Here is a 20,228-nt window from a genome sequence, read left to right as displayed (position 1 = left end):
CCCGCTTAGATAAAAAAAAGACATCGGAGAGACACATTATGGCATCACCTGCTCTTACCCTACCCAGTTACACCAGCAGCACCGCCGATAAACCGCTGCTGGGCATGACCATTGGCGATAAGTTTGACCAAATTGCTGAACAGTACCCGGATAACGACGCGCTGATTGCGCTGCATCAGAACATCCACTGGAGCTATCGTCAGCTTCAGGAAGAGGTAAACCGCTGCGCCCGCGCCCTGCTGGCGATTGGCGTTAAAAAAGGTGACCGCGTTGCCATTTGGGCGCCCAACTGCAGCGAGTGGACGCTGACCCAGTTCGCCACCGCCAAACTTGGCGCTATTCTGGTCAACATCAACCCTTCCTACCGCACCCATGAGCTGGAGTACGCGCTGAACCAGTCGGGCGCTCGTTTTCTAGTCACTGCCCATAGCTTCAAGTCTTCCGACTACACCGCCATGCTTTATGAGTTAGCACCTGAGCTCAACAGCAGCGCGGAAGGCCAGCTTCAGTCAAAAACGCTGCCAGAGCTTGAGTGCGTGATTAACTTAAGCAGCGAAAAGCACAGCGGCATGTGGCGCTGGGCCGACTTCATTAATGAAGCCAGCAAGGTCAGCCAAACCGACGTCAACGATTTACAAGCCACGCTGCAGTTCGATGACCCGATCAATATCCAGTACACCTCGGGCACTACCGGCTTCCCGAAAGGCGCCACACTTTCCCACCACAACATCCTGAACAACGGTTTTTTTGTGGCGGAAAGCATGGGCTTTACCAGCGAAGACCGTTTGGTCATCCCGGTACCGCTCTACCACTGCTTCGGCATGGTGATGGGTAACCTGGGCTGTATGACCCACGGCGCGGCGATGATTTACCCGGATGAGGGTTTCGACCCTGGCAAGGTGCTAAAGGCGGTACACGAGCAAAAAGCTACCGCGCTGTACGGCGTACCGACCATGTTTATCGCCGAGCTGGAGCACCCGGACTTTGCCAGCACCGATTTTTCATCGCTACGCACCGGCATCATGGCGGGTTCTATCTGCCCTGCTGAAATCATGAAGCAGGTCATCGACAAGATGAACATGAAAGGTGTGCAGATCGCCTACGGCATGACCGAAACAAGCCCTGTATCTACCCAAACAGGCGCCAACGACAGCATCGACAAGCGCGTTTCCACCGTAGGCCGCACTCAGCCCCATCTGGAAAGCAAAATTGTCGACCCCGGCAACGGCGGTATTTTGCCCCGCGGTGAAATTGGCGAACTGTGTACCCGTGGCTACAGCGTCATGCTCAAGTACTGGAAAAACGAAAAAGCCACTGCCGAGGCCATTGACGAAGCGGGCTGGATGCACACGGGTGATTTAGCCACCATGGACGAAGAGGGCTATATCCAAATCGTCGGCCGTATTAAAGATATGGTGATTCGCGGTGGCGAGAACGTTTACCCCAAAGAAATTGAGGAGTTTCTATACGCTCACCCGGCAATCTCTGAAGTACAGGTTACCGGCGTGCCGGATAAGAAATATGGCGAAGAGTTAATCGCCTGGGTGAAGCTCAACAGCAGCTCAGGTGACGTCACCGGTGAAGAGCTGCGTAACTACTGCAAAGGCAAAATCACCCACTTTAAAATTCCGCGTTACTTTAAGTTTGTCGATGAATTCCCCATGACAGTAACGGGTAAAATCCAGAAATTCAAAATGCGCGAAATTTCTATCCAAGAGCTTGGGCTTGAGGATCAAACATAATTCCATCAAGCCTTGTTTTTCAAACATCGTTTTAATGAACGCCGGCCCCCGGTCGGCGTTTCACTTTATTCATATAACTTCCTCTATAACGAGACACTGACATGGCCACTCACCAGCCGCTAACCGAGCACTACCACCAAGGGCTGCGCGATGGCGATATTCTCACTCAAATTCGCACTCACTACCCCGATGGCCCTACCCTGCACCAGCTCGCCCCGTTAGATCAGCTGCATATTGGCGGTATCGCCGCGTCAAAAAAACTGCTTAGCCTGCTTGACCCACAAACGCATAAACACGTGCTGGATATTGGTTCAGGCGTAGGCGGGTTAATGCGTCAAGGGGCAGCGCTTGGGTTTCATATCACCGGGCTGGATATCACCTACCGCTTTAACGTACTTAACCAGGCGCTGACTGATTTATCGCTTCATTCGGCCAACCCGCCCCTTCGCTGTGTGACCGGAGATGCATGCGCATTGCCCTTTTCAGAACACACATTCGATGCCGTCCTGTTTCAACACAGCTTAATGAACATGCCTGCCCCTGCCCACGTGCTTGCGCAGTGCCGCCGCGTTCTTCGTCCCGGCGGAAAGCTCGTAATGCACGAGGTGGTCAGTGGCGAAAACATTGCCGACCTCCGCTACCCCGTGCCGTGGGCGGCAACGCCAGAACATTCGCACCTACTCACCATAGCCGAGCTAACCAAGCTACTTGAGACGAACGGTTTTCAGCTATCACATTGCGAAGATTGGAGCAGAACCGCGCTTGAATGGCGACAGCGGCAGCGACAAAAAGAGCAAACGCCACACACGGCCGTGCTCTCTCCTCAGTGGATATTTGGCGAGCGCTTTTTGAAAATGGGAAAAAATCTGCTAGAAAATTTGGCTAATAACGCAATTAACGTGGTGGAAATTAGCGCCCGTTGCTAGGCTGGTTAGGATGACTTCCATGTAAAAGGACAGAGGAACGCCAATGAATCGCCTGGCAAGCACCCTGCTCTTTAGCGCTTTTGGCACCATGCTCCCTTTTATGAACTGCGCTGCCAATGACGGCACTCCCGTTATGGCCTATGCCGCCACTGAAAGCGAACTCATCACACTCGCCAATGGTGTGGTACTGGAAGGTAGCGACTTAAACAGTTTGGATACCTACACCACGGGTTTTCGCCTCACCGCTGGGTTTAGCCCATCACACCTGCCCCGTTTGGATATTGGCGCTGAGATTGCCTACCGGGAAAGTGAAGAAGTCCCCATCTCTAACAGCGTTTCCCCACTGATAATGGACACCCTTAGTCTAGGCGGTGCTGTTGTTGCCGGCGTTCGCATGGGGTCTTTCAGCGTATATGCTAAATCCGGCTTTACCGAGTGGCGGGGTGAAACCGACCAACCCCTAGCCGACAGCGGTGGCACTGCCCTACTGCAAGGGTTCGGTGCGACGATGACAATTAACCGGTTAGTGAGTCGGCTTGAGTACGAACGTATCGACGCCCCCACCCTCAGCCATCTCAATATGATGAGCGCTTCGCTGCATCTGCCGTTTTAGCGTGTAGAAATCTGCTAACCGTGTTGGTCAGCACGCTTTTTCCAGAAAGCCCTCTTTTCAGCATCTTCTGTAACCCGCTAACGTCAAAAACATAGCGCTGACATCGATTAGGCATTGACCTTTTATCTCACGCTGTTAATGTACTAGTACGCTAGTACATTAAATAACGGCTCGGTGATAAACAGTGCCTGCAAACGTTTCTTTAAATGATAATTTCCAAGCAGAGCTGGTTCGTCATTTGCTCGCCATTGACTCGCCTAAGGCAATGCACGAAGCGCTTGCCAGCCTGTTGACACCCGCGGAGTACCAAGAAATCAGTAAACGTCTGCAGATTTTTAAGCTGCTGCGCGAAGGCGTGCCCCACCGCAAAATTGCCGAAACTCTCGGCGTGGGTATTGCTACGGTTTCACGCGGGTCACGCGCTTTAACGACGCTACCCTCTTCACGGAATGATGACTTATGAGCACTGCTAACACGCACTCTACTCAAGGCCCGCAGCCGTTTACGCTACCGCGCAAGCCTCACTATGTGACGCTGGCGGCGGACTGCGATTTCTTTGCCCTGTTTCAAAAAATTGAACGACAGTTTGATAACTGCTACATGCTGGAGTCGCTGGGCGAAGATAGCCACATAGCGCGTCACTCCATTATAGGCTTCGACCCCGAATACATTCTGTACGCCAACGGCAACACGCTGACCATTGAAGACCGCGACGGCAACGCCAACCGCTACCCAAGTGACAACCCTTATGAACTGCTGCGCAGCCTGATCCCACAAAATATTATTTCTCGTAAATATGCGGGCGGGCTAAGCGGTTATCTTGGCTACGACGCCATGCAGTACTTCGAACCCTCACTCACTCTGAAAGCCAGTGACGACTTCGATACCTTTCGCTTTGGGCTGTATAAAGATGGTCTGATTCTCGACAAAATGACCGGCGAGGTCACCTACTTCTACTACGACAATAGCCGCTACGCGTTTCTGCAAACGCTGATCGACGCCGACGACGAACCGGCAGGCCCGCTGCACATTACTGCGTTGGGCGACACCATGAGCAAAGCCGAACACGCCGAGGCGGTTGCCAAGGTAAAGCAGGATATTATCGACGGCAAAGTATTCCAGTGCGAAGTGGGCTTTAAAAAGCGCTTCCGTATTGAAGGCGACACCCTCGCGCTCTACGACCAACTGCGCACGATTAATCCCTCACCACAGATGTACTACGTTAAATTTGGCGAACAGAAGCTGATTGGCGCAAGCCCTGAGCTGCTGTTCCGGCTGCGCCAGGGGGAAATGGAAACCTTTCCTCTTGCGGGCACCACCCTGCGCGGCCAAACGCCTCAAGAGGATACCCAGCTTGCCCGAGCGCTGCTTAACGACCCGAAAGAGATCGCTGAGCATAATATGATTGTGGATCTGCACCGCAACGATATCGGCCGCGTCGCCCAGTTCGGCACGGTAAAAGTGCGCAGCCTGATGGACATTAAGCGCTTCAGCCATGTGCAGCATATTTCCAGCGAAATTGTAGGGATTATCGCCGAAGGTGAAGATATGTTTACGGCTCTTGCCAGCAACTTCCCGGCGGGCACACTAACCGGTGCGCCAAAAATCGAGGCTATGAAAATCATCGACGACCTGGAAAATGACGGTCGTGGCCCTTACGGCGGCGCGGTGGGCCAGTTCTCGTTTAACGGCGACTGCACCTTTGCTATTCCCATTCGCACGGTGTTTGTGAACGGTGAACGCGCTTACGTGCAAACCTGCGGCGGGAACGTATTTGATAGTAACGCCGACGATGAATACGAAGAGATTCGCCGCAAATTTGCCGGCACTCGCAAAGCCCTTGCCCCTTTTATGAGCGCGGATATGGAGAGCCAAGCATGAAGGTGCTAATTATCGATAACTACGACTCCTTCACCTATAACCTCTACCAGTTTATCGGTGAAATTCTCACTACAGAGAAGAATCGCGGCGAGCTTCCTCACTTTGAAATCATCGTCAAACGTAATAATCAGATCGATTTCAGCGCCATTGAGGAAATGGCTCCCAACCGCATCATCATCTCCCCCGGCCCAGGCTCCCCGGATGACCCGCGCTACTTTGGGGTTTGTGCTGAAGTGATCGAGAAACTCGGCAAAACCACGCCCTTGTTAGGCGTATGCCTGGGCATGCAGGGCATCGTCCATGTGTTTGGCGGCAAGGTGATTAACGCCCCACTGCCCATGCACGGCAAAATCAGCCCCATTAACCACAACAACCGCTCGGTATTTAACGGCGTACCCGACCAGCTTGAGGTGATGCGCTACCACTCACTGATTGCTGATGCGGCCTCCCTGCCCGAGTGCCTGGAAGTCACCGCCACCGTGGGCGAACTAACGGCTGATAAGTTTGAGCAGCGTGCCAGTTGGCAGGCAGTTGGTGAGTTTGAGCTAATGGGCGTGAAACATAGGGACTATCCAATACACGGCATACAATTTCACCCGGAGTCGTTTGCCACCGAAGGCGGAAAAGAGCTAATAGCCAACTTTCTTTTCACACCTAATGGCCAAGTATAAAAGGCATTAATACCCACAGACCTCCTACATTCAGCGCTACGGTCATCCAAAACATAAGTCGAAAGCTTGTCTTTTGGGTTTTATGGCGCAGGCGCTGTTGGGCAAACCAAGCGCCCGGCCAGCCGCCTGCCAGCGCCAGCAGATGCAGCGATTTCTCGCTCACCCGCTGGCGCTTTTTAATGGCCGCTTTTTTATCAACGGCGTAAACGGTATAAGCAATAACGCTGACAACAACATAAAAAACAGCTACAAGAATCAAAATAGAAGTGCTCAATCACGTTTTCGAGAAAAGCGCATAACATGTAGCGGACGCTACTTACGGCGCGACGATGGCTTGCCACCCGTTGTAGGCTTGCCTCTTCCGGCTCGCCCCTTACCCACCGTTTTAGCGCCAGCTTTCCCTTTTATACCGGGCTTACCACTGGCAGGTTTAGCCTTCGCGTGGGCTTTTGCTGGGCCTGCGGCTTTACCTTTTGGATCTTTACGAACTTTCCCGCTTGGCTTAGCCCCCTTCTGGGCCTTTTTAGCTGCCGGTTGGTTTCCCTTTCCAGCGTCTGAACGAGCGCTATAGTTGGGCCTGCTGACTGGCTTTTTCTTCTCCGGTACAGGATCAGAGGTCTCGGTAAGCCTAATGATGGTATCGATCTCTTTCGGCGTTAAATCCCGCCAGTCGCCCAGCGCCAAGCCTTTTAGCGAGACATTCATGATGCGTGTGCGAACCAGCTGGGTAACGTCGTAGCCGAAATACTCACACATGCGGCGGATCTGGCGGTTTAGCCCTTGTACCAGCGTAATAGTGAATACAAACGTCGACTCTTTAGCGACCTTACACTTTTTGGTCACCTGCCCTAAGATCGGCACGCCACCCTGCATACCGGCAATAAACTCATCGGTAATCGGCTTGTTGACCGTGACCACGTACTCTTTTTCATGGTTGTTATTAGCGCGCAGAATTTTATTCACCAAGTCGCCATTATTGGTGAGGAAAATAAGCCCTTGGGAGTCTTTATCCAGGCGCCCAATGGGAAAGATACGCGTGCCGTGTTTTACGAACTCAACGATGTTGTCTTTTTCCGCCGACTCCGTGGTGCTGACAATACCCACCGGCTTGTTAAGCGCGATAAGGACTAAATCTTCCTCCTCCTGAGGCTCAATGTCCTGACCGTTAACTTTTACCCGGTCACCCGCCACTACTTGGTCGCCGGTGGTCGCACGGCGGCCATTAATCCAGACATTGCCTTGTTCCACATAGCGGTCAGCCTCACGGCGGGAGCAGAGGCCGCTTTCGCTGATGTATTTATTAATTCGAGTAGATTTTCGTAACGACATAAAGCGCCAACCAACGGTAGTCGATTAAAAAAGCGCCGCCACCCAAGGGTAGCGGCGCTAGTGGACAGGATGACGAATTTAACCTGTGTTGCGTAAGCCGGCCGCAATGCCCGCCATGGTCACCATTAGCGCGCGGGATAGGTCTGCACTAATGGCGCCATCGGCATCGCGGTTACGCTGCAAAAGCTCCGCTTGTAAGCCGTGAAGCGGGTCGATGTAAGGATTACGCACATCAATTGCCTGGCGAATGAGCGGCGTATTTTCCAGCAATTTCTCCTGCTGGAGGATATCGAGCACAGCCTCTTCCAGCCGCTCAAAACGCTCACGCAGCCTTTTACCCAGGGCTTTTAGCGACGGCTCATCCACCAGCCGATGCTCGTAGTAAGCGGCAATCGCTACATCAGCCTTGGCCAATAGCATCTCAAGCATGTCTAGATAGGTGCCAAAGAACGGCCATTCATTGCGCATTTCTTGCAACACTTCACGACCGCCGGGCTGCTCTAGCCGCCGCGAAAACGCTTCACCGCTACCCAGCCACGCGGGCAGCATTAAGCGAATCTGCGTCCAGGCGAAAATCCACGGTATCGCTCGCAGGGTTTCCACACCACCATCTTGGCGGCGCTTGGTGGGCCGTGAGCCCAACGGTAGCCTGCCCAACGCTCCTTCCGGAGTTACCGCACGGAAGTATGGAACGAAATCAGGATCTTCACGCACCACGCCCACATAAGCGGCGTGGGCGACCTTAGCCAACTGATCCATCTCCTCCCGCCAATGGGGCTCAGGCGTACGTGGCGGCAGTAACGTGGCTTCTAGCACCGCACAGGCATAAATTTCCATGGACCGCAGGGCAATATCCGGCTGACCGAACTTAAAGCGAATCATCTCGCCCTGTTCGGTCACTCGCAGGCTACCGTTCACCGAGCCGGGGGGCTGGGAAAGTATCGCCGCGTGGGCCGGACCGCCGCCGCGGCCAACGGTGCCACCGCGACCGTGGAATAGGGTTAAGTCTACGCTATGCTTTTCGCACACATTCACCAGCGCTTCCTGGGCGCGGTACTGTGCCCAAGCGGCAGCAAGCTGTCCCGCATCTTTCGACGAATCGGAGTAACCGATCATGACTTCTTGGCGGTCATCAATCAGCGCGCGGTAGCCCGGTATCGCCAGCAGCTGGTCAATCACGTCACCCGCATGATTCAAATCGTTAAGCGTTTCAAACAGCGGTGCAATGGGAAGTGTTACTTGCCCCCCGACCTCTTTCATCAGCAGCGCAACGGTGAGCACGTCAGAAGGCTCTGCTGCCATAGAGATAATGTAAGTACCCAGCGCCTCTGACTGCTCTTGCGCAATTACCTTAAACGTATCGAGCACCTCACGGGACTCAGCAGAGCACTCCCAGCGGCGCGGAATCAACGGACGCCGCGAGGCGAGTTCGCCAAGCAAAAACTCTTGGCGTTTGGTTTCATCCCATTCACGGTAGTGACCAAGACCCAGCGCACTGGTCAGCTCTTCAATAACCTGCGCATGGCGGCTCGCTTCTTGGCGCAGGTCGAGCTTGGTGAGGGTGACACCAAATACCGCTACGCGGCGCAGGGTATCCAGCAAGGCGCCGTTGGCGATGGTATCCAGGCCAACATCACACAGCGAGCGGTAGCAGGCTAACAGCGGCGAATAGAGCTGGTCGCGGGTTTCAATAATTGGCCCGCCCTCATAATTGCGATCATCTAACTCCGCCTTGGCCCAGTCCCGCGTTGCTTCCATTCTCGTCAGCAGGCGTTTTAACACCTCCCGATAGGGTTCAGCCACGTCACCTGCTTCTGCTTTCAGGGCACTATTGGCCTTCCACATAGAGAGTTCGGTTTTCAACTGTTCAAGGTCACGCAGGTAGAGATCGGCGGCCATCCAGCGGCCTAGCAGCAATACTTCACGGGTGACCTTCGCCGTCACGTTTGGATTACCATCACGGTCGCCGCCCATCCAGGAAGCGTAGCGTATTGGCGCAGCGTCCAACGGAAGGCGCTCCCCGGCCGTTTCCAACAGCAGACTGTCTAGGTCGCGGTGGAAATCCGGTACCGCTTGCCACAGGGAGTTTTCAATCACCGCAAAGCCCCATTTGGCTTCATCCACGGGGGTTGGCCTCTCATGACGGATCTCATCGGTGTGCCAAGCCTGACTAATGAGCTCTTCCAGGCGACCTTGGGCGCGCGCACCCCGCTCTGGGTAGTCTTCAGAGCTTTCAATCGCGGTTAAGCACTCATCAATGGCGTCGTATTTTTGAATTAACGTGCGGCGAATAACTTCTGTTGGGTGTGCTGTTAGTACCAGTTCCACGCGCATATTAGCGAGGGTCTCAACCAACTTGCGCGGGGAATTACCAGCCTTCTGGGCACGATTTAACAGCTCACCCAGCACCGGCTGAGAGCCGGGCTTGTAGTCTTCCACCCGGCGAAAGCGCGCCCGGTAGTGCTGCTCGGCAATATTGGCCAGGTTTAGAAACTGGTTGAACGCGCGGGTCACCGGCAACAGATCCCGCTCTGGGAGCTGACGCAAGTACTCAATCAGCTGTCGTTGCTGCAATGAATCGCTTTGGCGACCCCGCTTAGCATGGGCTCGGATGGTTTCGATTTTATCGACAAATGCCTGGCCTAAATCGTCGGCAATGGTACGTCCTAGGCTATCGCCTAAAATACGTACGTTATCGCGTAGCGATTCGTGTAGGTCGTGACTCATTGGCATGGCCTCCTTGCGGGGACGCGTTGATAGTTTAAGAGGTTAACTGTTGTTCTTGGCCTTTTGCGGCTTGCCAGTGGGCTTCCATCTCGTCAAGCGATGCCTCACTGATCGGGCAGTCGTCTTCGGCAAGCGCGCGTTCAACGTAGCGAAAGCGGCGTTCGAATTTACTGTTGGTGGCGCGCAGGCACTGTTCAGGATCGGCTCCCAGAGTGCGCGCTAAATTAGTAACGGCAAATAGTAAGTCGCCCACTTCTTCTTGAGCATGCGGGAGATCATCGGCGGCAAGCGCCTCTTCCACTTCCGCCAGTTCTTCACGAATTTTATCCAGTACTCCGCGGGCATCCGGCCAGTCAAAACCGACCCGGGCAGCGCGTTTGGAAAGTTTTGACGCACGGCTCAGCGCAGGCAGTGTACGCGGCACATCGTCGAGTACCGAAACAGATTGCTGGGCACGCTCAGCGCGTTCACCCGCTTTCAGCGCTTCCCAGCGTGAGTTTACCTGCTGGGTTTGTACATCCTCTGCATTCACCCCCGGCGGACGCCGAGATGCCAGGGTGCCGTCGGGAAACACGTGCGGGTGGCGTCGCAGCATTTTCGCGGTCAGCGTATCGACGATGTCGTGAAAGTCAAAACGCTGCTCTTCTGCGCCAAACTGAGCGTAATACACCACTTGAAAGAGCAGGTCGCCTAGCTCGCCGGGCAACTCATCATAGGCACGGCGTTCAATGGCATCGGCAACCTCGTAGGCCTCTTCTAGGGTATGGGGCACAATGCTGTCCCAGTTCTGCTTAATATCCCACGGGCAGCCCTGTTGGGTATCGCGCAACACTTGCATCAGCGTTAACAGGTCATCTAAGCGGTAACGCATTAGGCCCCTCCCTTACGGGTACTTTTCTCTGGATCGGCGTTACGCAATCGGCGCACCTCGGTCACGTTAGGCAGCTGCTGAAGCCGTGAGAAGAGCCGGCCTAGGGATTCAAGACCATCTACTTCCAGGGTAATACGCAGCCGGGCAATACCCTCATCCGTATCGGTCAGGGTATTCACCGCAAGCACGTTCACCTTTTCATTGCCCAGAAGCCCCGTGACATCCCGTAGCAGACCTGAACGATCCCAGGCTTGAATTTCAATGGTCACCGGATAGCGGGTATGGGCGCGCTCGCCCCACTCAACTTCGATAATGCGCTGAGGCTCATCCATGCGCAATTGAAGAATATTGGCACACTCCTGACGGTGCACCGTCACCCCTCGACCCTGGGTAATAAAGCCGACAATAGGTTCACCGGGTACCGGGCTACAGCAGTTCGCCATACTGGTTTTCAGGTTGCCCACCCCTAGCACCGTAATATCACTTTGAGTGGCTTTACTGGGCTGGCGGCGTGGCTTAGCCAGTAGCCGTTGGAGCTGTTCTTGGTCGTCGGTTTCACCAAATAGCTGCTGAGCTTGGTGAAGCACTTGGCCAATACGTAGATCGCCCGCCCCCAGCGCTGCATACATATCATCAGCGTTTTGGTAGTTAACGGCTTTGGCCAGCTGGATAAGGTCTAGCCCTTCCACATCCAAACGGCGCATTTCCCGCTCGAACAGAGCGCGCCCTTCCTCAAGGTTTTGATCCCGGGCCTGATATTTAAACCACGCTTGTATTTTGGCCCGCGCTCGGGAAGTGCGCACATAGCCCAGGTTTGGGTTGAGCCAGTCGCGGCTTGGGCCACCCTTGGTAGCCGTCAAAATTTCAATCTGCTGGCCGGTTTTTAGCTTATAGGTCAGCGGTACAATACGCCCATTGACCTTGGCACCTCGGCAGCGATGGCCAATTTCAGTGTGCACCCGATAGGCGAAATCGATAGGCGTGGCAATACGCGGTAGGTCGATGACGTGACCATCCGGGGTAAATACATAGTTGCGATCGGGCGCAACATCGCTTGAGAGTCCTTCGCGAAGATCACCAAAACCGCCCACTTCGTCTTGCCACTCCAATACTTGACGCAGCCAGGCGATTTTCTCTTCGTAGCTGCGGCTTTTGGCATTGGTATCGTGGCCTTTATAGCGCCAGTGGGCACAGACGCCTAGCTCTGCCTCATCGTGCATGGCAAAGGTGCGAATTTGAATCTCGATTACCTTATTATCTGGCCCCATGACAGCGGTATGCAGTGACTGATAGCCGTTTTTCTTAGGGTTGGCGATATAGTCATCAAACTCGTTGGGCACGTGATGCCAGCATGAGTGAACGATTCCCAGTACGGTATAGCAGTCGGTCACTTCTGGTACCAAGATTCGCACTGCACGTACGTCGTGTACCTGGGAAAAGTCGATCCGCTTGCGCTTCATTTTGCGCCAAATGGAGTAGATGTGCTTCGCTCGACCGCTAACGTCGTAACGCAGTATGTTCTGGGCTTCCATCAAGCTTTTGAGGGTTTCCACGACGTCATGGATATAACGGTCACGATCCAGACGTTTTTCGGCCAATAGCTTCGCAATCGCTTTGTAATCGTCTTCATGCAGGTAGCGAAACGAGAGGTCTTCAAGCTCCCATTTAATTTGGCCAATCCCCAAACGGTGGGCAAGCGGCGCATAGATGTCCGCCACTTCACGGGCAACTTGAAGGCATTTTTCCCGGGGCGCATCTTTGACTTGGCGCAGCGCGCAGGTGCGTTCAGCAATTTTAATCAGCGCGACGCGCACATCACCCACCATGTTAACCAGCATTTTGCGCAGGTTTTCCTGCTGATTGTGCTGGCCCATGGCATGGTTGGGTGTCAATGGATAGCTAATAGCCGCCATTTGTAAAACACCGTCGATGAGCTGGGCGACTTCACTGCCAAAACGCTTGGTCACTGCGTCTATACTGAGTAGCCCTTCACGCACCGCACGGTAGAGTACGGCGGCCTCAAGGGTTGTCTGGTCAAGCTTAAGCTCAGCCAGTATGTCGGCCATCTCAAGCCCCATACGAAAACTAGAGCCTGCCGAGAGCCACACGCGGTGAGTATTAGGTGCCTCGCGCTCTAACTGTTCGGCCAGTTCGCAGGCTTGCAGCAGCCTCTCGGGTTCACGTAGGCGCACATCCTCTTGAAGGCGCGTTAACCATTGTTGTATATCCACTTTTCCGCTTTGAGTGAGCGGTTGGTCTTCACGCACTTTCACCATGGCAATATCATCCTTTCAGGGTGACGGCGTTCGCCGGGCCGCCACCGAGGCTTGATGCAATGGGCAAACTAGCCCCCGTATTCAAACAGCATCAGCGTTTCCATATGAGCAGTGTGCAGGAACATATCTGCTACCGCTACTTGCTTGACGCGGTAACCTGCATGCACAAGGTGTGCCGCATCCCGGGCTAAGGTTGCCGGGTCGCAGGAAATGTAAGCCACTTTGGGTACTTTATGTCGGCCTAAGGCTTGGCAAATCGCTTCTGCCCCACTACGCGGCGGATCAAGCACCAGCGCTTCTATTGGCTGCTCACTTAATAAGGCGTGTACCGTTTTTGCGTCGCTTAAATCTGCCTGTTGCACAGAAACGGCAAGCTGATTTAGACGAGCATTGGCGGCGATGCGCTCAACCATCGCGGGATTACCCTCCACGGCGTGCACCTTGGCCCCTGCCGCTGCTAAAGGAAGGCTAAAGTTGCCTATTCCCGCAAATAGATCAGCGACCCGCTGCCCCTGGACTGGAGAGAGCCATTCAGCCACCTGGGCCACCATTTTTTGATTGACCTCCGCGTTGACCTGAAGGAAATCACCGGGCGCAAACTGTAAGTTTAGAGCAGAGTTTGCCTGGGTATTGCTCAAGTCGCTCTCTGATGCAGTGGGCGTTAGCGTATCTGTCAATTGCGGTGCTGCACCATACCAGTGCAGTGATGGGCCTTCGCGCCCTAACCACGCACCTAAACTTACCTGCTGCTGATCAGCAAAACATTGCCAGCGGGCGTTATCTTGAGCGTGCTCCTTTAACTGGCGAACCAGTATTAACGTGACATCTTCCGTGGCGACAAGCTCAATATGGCCCACTTGGCGCGGCGCTTCTAACGTGGCTAGCAGCTGCCGTAAAGGCCCTATTAGCGCCTGCAACTGCGGCACCAGCACATAACACTGCTGAATATCCACCAAGCGGTGGCTATGGGGCGCACGAAAGCCAAGCAGCACGCTGCCGCTCCCGTCGACTTTAACGCCCAGCCGCGCTCGCCGCCGATAGCTTTCATGGCTACCGTTAATCGCGGCGATGGACTCAAGCGTAATGCCCTGTCGGGCCATTAATTCGGTGACTACTTCGCGCTTATGGGCACGCTGGGCGTTGATATCTAAATGCTGCAGATCGCAGCCACCGCACTGACCAAAATGGGGGCACGGCGGCACCACACGTTGCGCAGAGGTAGTGAGCTGCGTTTTGATATGCGCTTCATCAAAACGTTTGCGCGTCACGTGCACCCCTACTACTACTTGCTCACCGGGCAGCGCCTGGCTAACAAATACGGTTTTACCCGCTGCGTTATGGGCGACACCACGCCCGTCATGGGCTAAACGCTCAATGACCAGCGGTGCGGAGGCATCACTTTTTACGGCATCGCTCGGTTGCAGTGCTTTACCGCTAGGCGTACGCGCCAAGCCCGAGTGCCCTGAGGCGGGGCGGGGGGGCCGCCGTTTTCCCAACATTGCCATCTATACCTCCGGGGCAAACAGGCCTGTTGAGAGATAACGATCACCACGGTCGCACACAATAAACACAATAACGGCATTTTCCGTTTGTTCCGCAATGCGCAGCGCACCCGCCAAGCAACCGCCAGATGACACACCGGCTAGAATGCCCTCTTCACGGGCTAAACGGCGCATGTGCGCTTCGGCTTCTTGCTGGCCGATGTCTAGCGTGACGTCGACGCGGGGCGCTTCAAAAATCGCGGGCAAATACTCTTGTGGCCAGCGGCGAATGCCAGGAATGCTGGCGCCGTCAGCGGGCTGAAGCCCAACGATTTGAATCGCTTCTTTCTGCTCTTTAAGATAGCGGGAAACCCCCATAATGGTGCCAGTGGTGCCCATCGAACTAACAAAGTGCGTCACCTCGCCGCCGGTTTGCTGCCAAACCTCGGGGCCGGTTGTGCGGTAATGCGCCAGTGGGTTATCTGGATTGGCAAACTGGTTTAGTGGCTTGCCCTCGCCTCTGGCTATCATCGCATCGGCAATATCCCGCGCCTCTTCCATACCGCCTTCTTTACTGGCAGAAATCAGCTTAGCGCCATAAGCCGCCATGGCCTGCTTACGCTCAGCCGAGGCATTTTCAGGCATCACCAACACCATGTTGTAGCCTTTTATGGCTGCCGCCATGGCAAGAGCTATCCCCGTATTACCCGATGTTGCTTCGATTAACGTATCGCCTGGCGTAATTTCTCCACGCGCTTCGGCTTCACTGAGCATCGAAAGTGCCGGGCGGTCTTTAACAGAACCCGCCGGGTTATTGCCTTCCAGCTTGGCTAGCAACGTATTGTTGCGGCCAGCGGTAATTCGCTTTAAGCGCACAAGGGGCGTATTGCCAACCACATCTTCTAACGTGGGATAATTCATCTTACGTTCCTTATCGTAACCGTTATGCTGCATTATATCGGTGCTGCCTGTGAGTGGACAGGCAACCTCATTGAATCAACGAGCTTCTTACATGTCTTTGAACACGCGCCTGCTGTTTGCCCTACTGGGTTTTCCTCTGCTGGTCTACGCCTTCATGGCCATCTTGCTGGTGGTACAGAGCGACCTGACTGGCCGTAAGGTACTCAAAGAGCGCCTGGTTAGCGCTGGCGAACTGACTGCCCCGAGCTTGGGCAGTGCAATGATCGATGGCGACCTCCAACGCCTTGAGGATATTGCCAGACAGCTCCTAGAGCACCGTGGTTTTCGCGCCGTTACGCTGTTTGATGAACAAGGTAATCGTCTCTTAGTGCTTGGCCGCTCTATGCCCCCGCCCCCACGCCTCCATGCGCCTGATGCCACATCTGTGACTCAGGAAGAGGAGGTCTGGCGACTGCAGGTGCCACTCACCGCGCACTCTAGTGATCACACACGCCGCTCGGGCACTGGCTGGTTAGAGGCCGAAATGGAAACGCGAGCGCTTACGTTAGAGCGCTATAAAAAAATCGCCAGTTTCAGTTTAGGCGGCATGCTGCTGGGCTTACTGCTTTTTTTGATCGCCTATGCTATCAGCCGCTATACCACCCGCCCCATTGAAGAAGCCAACCAAGCGCTTTACCGTTTATCTCGAGGGGATTATCGACTGTATTTGTCGGAGGCAAATCCCCGCGAGCTTAAACAGCTCACCGGGCATATTAATAGCCTAGCTGAGCACTTACAGCAGGCGCAGCAGGATATGCAGAACCAAATCGAGCAGGCTACCAGTGAGCTTCAAGAGTCCATGGAGACCATTGAAGAACAAAATATCAAGCTCGACCTTGCTCACCGCAGCGCCCTGCGCGCCAACGCGGTGAAATCGGAATTTTTAGCCAACATGAGCCATGAAATTCGCACGCCGCTCAATGGCATTATCGGCTTTTGTCGTTTACTCGGCCGTTCAACGCTGGATGCCCGCCAACAGGAGTGGCTAGAGCACGTTCACCGGGCGTGCGATAACTTGCTTATGCTGGTTAATGATGTGCTCGATTTTTCCAAGCTGGAAGCCGACCGGCTTACCTTAGAAGAGGTTGAGGTGGATGTTGTCGCGCTGGTCGATGAAGTCGTTGGTCTCTACGCTCCGGAAGCCCAGCGGAAACGGCTCCATCTGGTCGCGATGGTTTACGATGATGTGCCTACGCCGCTGTGCGGCGACCCACTACGTATTCATCAGGTGCTCAGCAACCTTATCAGCAATGCTTTAAAATTCACCACAAAAGGAGAAGTCATTGTTCGGGTGATGCTAGACACTCTGGAAGGCCGGCATGTGGTGCTGAATATTAGCGTCAGCGATACAGGCATTGGGTTAAGCGATGAGCAGCAAAAGCAGTTATTTAGCGCGTTTTCGCAGGCTGAGCCTAGTCACTCGCGCCAATTTGGTGGCAGCGGCTTGGGCTTAACCATCTGTCGGCAGCTGATTGAGCGCATGGGGGGAACAATTAGCGTCAACAGTGAGCTTGGCCACGGTGCTACGTTCTCTTTTACGCTTCCTTTGCTGGCGCATTTAGCCGACGAACGGCCGCCCGAAATAGCCTTGGCAAACCCCACCATACGAATCCACGAACCCCACCTCGCTACTCGCCATGTGCTTGAACACCTGCTAGAGCGATGGGGAGCCAATCCAGTGACATTTATTGAAGCCGGAAATGAAGAGCTAATCATTTTAGGGCTAGAAGCCGAAGACTTTGCAGGCGATCGCAAAAACTACTGGCAATCTGTCATTGCCGAAACGCTTTGCCCGACGTTGATACTGGCCAACACCTCCAGTTTGGATTTACCTCAATGGGTGCTGCCAAACGGCGGTGAGATGTTGTGTAAGCCCTTTACCCGCGCACAGTTGGTCACCACCATTAAGCAACTGTTACAACCCAGCCAACCAGTACAGATTAACTCCCCAACGACGGTACGCACGCTGCCTTCATCGTTGCTAAACATTCTTATCGTGGATGACAACACCCCTAATCGTGAGCTGTTAAAAGCCATGCTGGAGAATGAGCATATTAAGATCGCGCTCGCCGCAAGCGGCCAGGAAGCGCTTGAGTATGCTCGCCAGGAAACCGCTGATTTAGTACTCATGGATATTCGCATGCCAGGGATGGATGGCGTTCAAACCACCAAAGCGCTCCGCCGTATCAATAATAGCTGGGCGCGCTGCCCGATTATTGCGGTTACGGCCCATGCGCTTGGCAGCGAGCGACAACAGTGGCTAACAGAGGGGTTAGACGATGTACTGATCAAGCCGGTGGACGAAGCGCAGCTTCAGCAACTCTTGCAACGCTTTTTAGGCGTTGCACCGCTGGCACAGAAAACCCACATTGAGCCGAGTGCTGCCCAGGCGTTGCCGCCTGCACCCGACAAGCTACCCGTTATTGACTTAGTGCTAGGCACACGCTTAGCAGGGGGTAAAGAGCATCTAGCTAGAGAGCAGTTAAAACGTTTAGTCGATAGTCTGGCGGAGAGCCAGCAGAAGATGCGCAGTGCCTACGAAGCGCACGACTTAACGACGCTGTTAGACTGGGTGCACGGCTTAAACGGCGCCAGCCGCTACTGTGGTGCCCCAGAGCTAGCCTTGCTGGTGGAAAGCTTAGAGACGCGCTTGCGCACCAGCGGTTTAAATAACGCTGAAGGCTTACTTAATGAGCTATACAACGCCATGGAGCGACTCCAGGCCCAGCGCGATACCTTGGTTAGGCCCTAGGCTTCGAGAATCACAAAAGCCACCGCGTAGTCCGCCTCATCGCTAAGGGTTACATGAGCGGTAGTCGCGCCGCTGGCTTGAAACAGGCGCTGTGCTTCGCCGGTCAGTACGAAGCTTGGCTTACCTAATGCGTCATTGACGACTTGGATATCACTCCACTGCATACCGCTGCGCAAACCAAGTCCAAGGGCTTTTACGAAGGCCTCTTTAGCAGCGAAACGCTTAGCTAGGTAGGCCTCCGGCTCACCTTTTTGACGCCAAACGGATTGCTCTTGAGACCCTAGAATACGCGCTGCAAAACGTGGCCCATGTCGCTGGATAGCGCGAGCAAAGCGTTCTACCCGCGCAATATCAGAACCAATACCCACAATCACTGATTAACACCCATGCTCATAGATCAATGCCCACAACAGCCGCTGTGCTGATGGTCATGCTCGTGTTCGTGCTCATGGGCATCTAACGCCGCCATTAAACCTGCTTCTTGGCCTGCGATGATTAAGCGCTTCATCTCTTGCACGGCCTCTTTTAGCCCTACAAACAGTGCTCTAGCAATAATCGCGTGACCAATGTTCAACTCGTTAAGACCGAGTAATGCCGAAATAGCTTCAACGTTGTGGTAGTGCAGACCATGACCGGCGTTTACCACTAAGCCTGAAGACACCGCGTGAATCGCCGCATTACTTAGGCGCTCATATTCAGCATTAGCCGTTTCACTGCCTGGCTGTGCTTCTGCATAGGCACCTGTATGCAGTTCAATGGTAGGTACACCGGCGCGAACGGCGGCATCAATCTGCGCCTCATCGGGGTCAATAAAGAGAGAGACATCGCAGCCAGCCGCCTTAAGGCGCTTACAGGCGTTGGCAATCAGATCAAACCCGCCGACTACGTCCAAGCCACCTTCGGTAGTGAGTTCTTCGCGCTTTTCGGGCACCAGACATACATGCGCGGGGCGTATCTCTTCTGCCAGCTGAAGCATCTCTTCGGTGACGGCCATCTCCAAGTTCATACGCGTATTGAGCATTTCAGCCAATAAACGCACATCCCTGGGCTGTATGTGGCGCCGGTCTTCACGTAGATGCACCGTAATACCGTCAGCCCCTGCCTCTTCGGCGAGAAGTGCTGCCTGTACGGGGTCTGGGTAGCGAGTGCCACGCGCTTGGCGCAGCGTCGCAATGTGATCAATGTTAACGCCCAATAAAATCCTCGGGGGGTGCATACCATGTCTCCAATAATGTGCAGCTGATATTCGCTAACTGAGTAGTGCCTAAAAAGTAGTGCTTAAAAAGTAGCGCCTAAAAAGGAGTGTTTAACGCTGTCGACGGCGGGCTAGATCGAGCATCAGCTCTCTTGAGCGCAGTGCAGTTGCACCCAAATGAGGCGCAAGCGCTGCCCGCATTACCGCTTTTAAAGCGCTGGCTAACCCTGTTGACTGCCAATCGCCCTGCTCAATATAACGCAGTGTGCGACCTTCAATCCCCTTCTCAGCAGGTTGAAAAGCACGGCTTAACGCATCAAAGCGGTAGCGGGTTTGTGGGTCCAGCGGATGACCTTCCGGCGAACAAAAACGCGGCGTCGCCTCTAAAACCTCAAGCAGCGACCACTCAAACCTACGCAAACCAAGGGCACGCTCGGCGGGCGTAGGCAGCGCTTCTAACAAAGCACTGTAGTAGGCAAAGACTTCTTGGGCGCTTAACTCCAGGGGGAGTAGCCGTGTCGCAATCTCATTGGCATAGAGGCCGCAAAGCAGCCCTTCGCCTGCTAGCAGCGCTGTTTGCCCACGGGACTCCATCAGGGTTAACCGTTTAAGCTCCTGCTCACCCCGCCAAGCCACGAATAGCGGCGTAAACGGCTGCAGACGCTGGCGAGATTTAGAGCCGGGCCGCTGCCCTCCGTGGGCAACAGCGCGGATACGCCCGTGATTAAGCGTTAAAAGATCCACCAGCGCACTGGTTTCACGGTAAGCCCTGCGGTGCAGTAAAAACGCGGGCTCCGCCGACAT

At 54.4% G+C, this 20,228-nt stretch carries 17 protein-coding genes; 7 read left to right on the top strand and 10 right to left on the bottom strand.

Annotation, left to right across the window (positions count from 1 at the left end; translation table 11 throughout):
• Positions 1-38 precede the first annotated feature (38 nt).
• From BB497_11150 to BB497_11125, 6 genes are all read left to right on the top strand, one after another.
• A complete protein-coding gene (locus BB497_11150) occupies positions 39-1,742 on the top strand; it encodes an AMP-binding protein (GenBank protein ID AVI63212.1) in 1,704 nt (567 codons plus the stop codon).
• Positions 1,743-1,843: 101 nt separating this feature from the next.
• Complete coding sequence (locus BB497_11145; GenBank protein ID AVI63211.1) at positions 1,844-2,668, top strand: ubiquinone biosynthesis methyltransferase UbiE; 825 nt, start codon at positions 1,844-1,846, stop codon at positions 2,666-2,668.
• Positions 2,669-2,711: 43 nt separating this feature from the next.
• Positions 2,712-3,281: a hypothetical protein gene (locus BB497_11140; GenBank protein AVI63210.1), complete on the top strand. Its 570-nt coding sequence runs from the start codon at positions 2,712-2,714 to the stop codon at positions 3,279-3,281.
• A gap of 184 nt (positions 3,282-3,465) precedes the next feature.
• Positions 3,466-3,744 (top strand): transcriptional regulator, encoded by a 279-nt coding sequence (locus BB497_11135; GenBank protein AVI63209.1) that lies wholly within the window; start codon positions 3,466-3,468, stop codon positions 3,742-3,744.
• On the top strand, positions 3,741-5,162 hold the full coding sequence (locus BB497_11130; GenBank protein AVI63208.1) for an anthranilate synthase component I: 1,422 nt from the start codon (positions 3,741-3,743) through the stop codon (positions 5,160-5,162). Before BB497_11135 ends, BB497_11130 begins: the two co-directional genes overlap by 4 nt.
• Positions 5,159-5,833 carry an anthranilate/aminodeoxychorismate synthase component II gene (locus tag BB497_11125; GenBank protein ID AVI63207.1) on the top strand — a complete coding sequence of 225 codons (675 nt, stop codon included), beginning with the start codon at positions 5,159-5,161 and terminating at the stop codon, positions 5,831-5,833. The genes BB497_11130 and BB497_11125 overlap by 4 nt, the downstream gene beginning before the upstream one ends.
• On the opposite strand, the gene BB497_11120 is transcribed toward BB497_11125, so the two are convergent.
• From BB497_11120 to BB497_11090, 7 genes are all read right to left on the bottom strand, one after another.
• Positions 5,817-6,092 (bottom strand): cold-shock protein, encoded by a 276-nt coding sequence (locus BB497_11120; protein ID AVI63206.1) that lies wholly within the window; start codon positions 6,090-6,092, stop codon positions 5,817-5,819. The two genes, BB497_11125 and BB497_11120, sit on opposite strands and share 17 nt — an antisense overlap.
• A 53-nt stretch (positions 6,093-6,145) precedes the next feature.
• Positions 6,146-7,162 carry a 23S rRNA pseudouridine synthase F gene (locus BB497_11115; GenBank protein ID AVI63205.1) on the bottom strand — a complete coding sequence of 339 codons (1,017 nt, stop codon included), beginning with the start codon at positions 7,160-7,162 and terminating at the stop codon, positions 6,146-6,148.
• Between the two features lie 78 nt (positions 7,163-7,240).
• Positions 7,241-9,889 carry a phosphoenolpyruvate carboxylase gene (locus BB497_11110; protein AVI63204.1) on the bottom strand — a complete coding sequence of 883 codons (2,649 nt, stop codon included), beginning with the start codon at positions 9,887-9,889 and terminating at the stop codon, positions 7,241-7,243.
• Between the two features lie 34 nt (positions 9,890-9,923).
• Positions 9,924-10,760, bottom strand: coding sequence for a nucleoside triphosphate pyrophosphohydrolase (locus BB497_11105; protein AVI63203.1), 837 nt, complete (start codon positions 10,758-10,760; stop codon positions 9,924-9,926).
• Complete coding sequence (gene relA, locus BB497_11100) at positions 10,760-13,036, bottom strand: GTP diphosphokinase (GenBank protein AVI63202.1); 2,277 nt, start codon at positions 13,034-13,036, stop codon at positions 10,760-10,762. The genes BB497_11105 and relA overlap by 1 nt, the downstream gene beginning before the upstream one ends.
• A gap of 68 nt (positions 13,037-13,104) precedes the next feature.
• Positions 13,105-14,541 carry a 23S rRNA (uracil(1939)-C(5))-methyltransferase gene (locus tag BB497_11095; protein AVI63201.1) on the bottom strand — a complete coding sequence of 479 codons (1,437 nt, stop codon included), beginning with the start codon at positions 14,539-14,541 and terminating at the stop codon, positions 13,105-13,107.
• Complete coding sequence (locus tag BB497_11090) at positions 14,542-15,438, bottom strand: cysteine synthase B (protein ID AVI63200.1); 897 nt, start codon at positions 15,436-15,438, stop codon at positions 14,542-14,544. It abuts the gene before it with no gap.
• Between the two features lie 91 nt (positions 15,439-15,529).
• On the opposite strand from BB497_11090, the gene BB497_11085 reads away from it, so the two are divergent.
• Positions 15,530-18,229 (top strand): hybrid sensor histidine kinase/response regulator, encoded by a 2,700-nt coding sequence (locus BB497_11085; GenBank protein AVI63199.1) that lies wholly within the window; start codon positions 15,530-15,532, stop codon positions 18,227-18,229.
• Here BB497_11085 and BB497_11080 read toward each other — a convergent pair.
• The 3 genes from BB497_11080 to BB497_11070 all read right to left on the bottom strand — a co-directional run bounded on the left by BB497_11080 (position 18,226) and on the right by BB497_11070 (position 20,228).
• Complete coding sequence (locus BB497_11080) at positions 18,226-18,603, bottom strand: holo-ACP synthase (protein AVI63198.1); 378 nt, start codon at positions 18,601-18,603, stop codon at positions 18,226-18,228. The two genes, BB497_11085 and BB497_11080, sit on opposite strands and share 4 nt — an antisense overlap.
• Before the next feature lie 23 nt (positions 18,604-18,626).
• The gene (locus tag BB497_11075) at positions 18,627-19,445 is read right to left on the bottom strand and encodes a pyridoxine 5'-phosphate synthase (protein ID AVI63197.1); all 819 of its coding nucleotides are present in this window, start codon (positions 19,443-19,445) and stop codon (positions 18,627-18,629) included.
• A 90-nt stretch (positions 19,446-19,535) separates the two neighbouring features.
• Positions 19,536-20,228 carry a DNA repair protein RecO gene (locus tag BB497_11070; protein AVI63196.1) on the bottom strand — a complete coding sequence of 231 codons (693 nt, stop codon included), beginning with the start codon at positions 20,226-20,228 and terminating at the stop codon, positions 19,536-19,538.

It is taken from the genome of Halomonas sp. GFAJ-1 (genome assembly GCA_002966495.1).
Lineage (GTDB): Bacteria > Pseudomonadota > Gammaproteobacteria > Pseudomonadales > Halomonadaceae > Vreelandella.
This window is presented reverse-complemented; position numbering and strand designations above follow the sequence as displayed.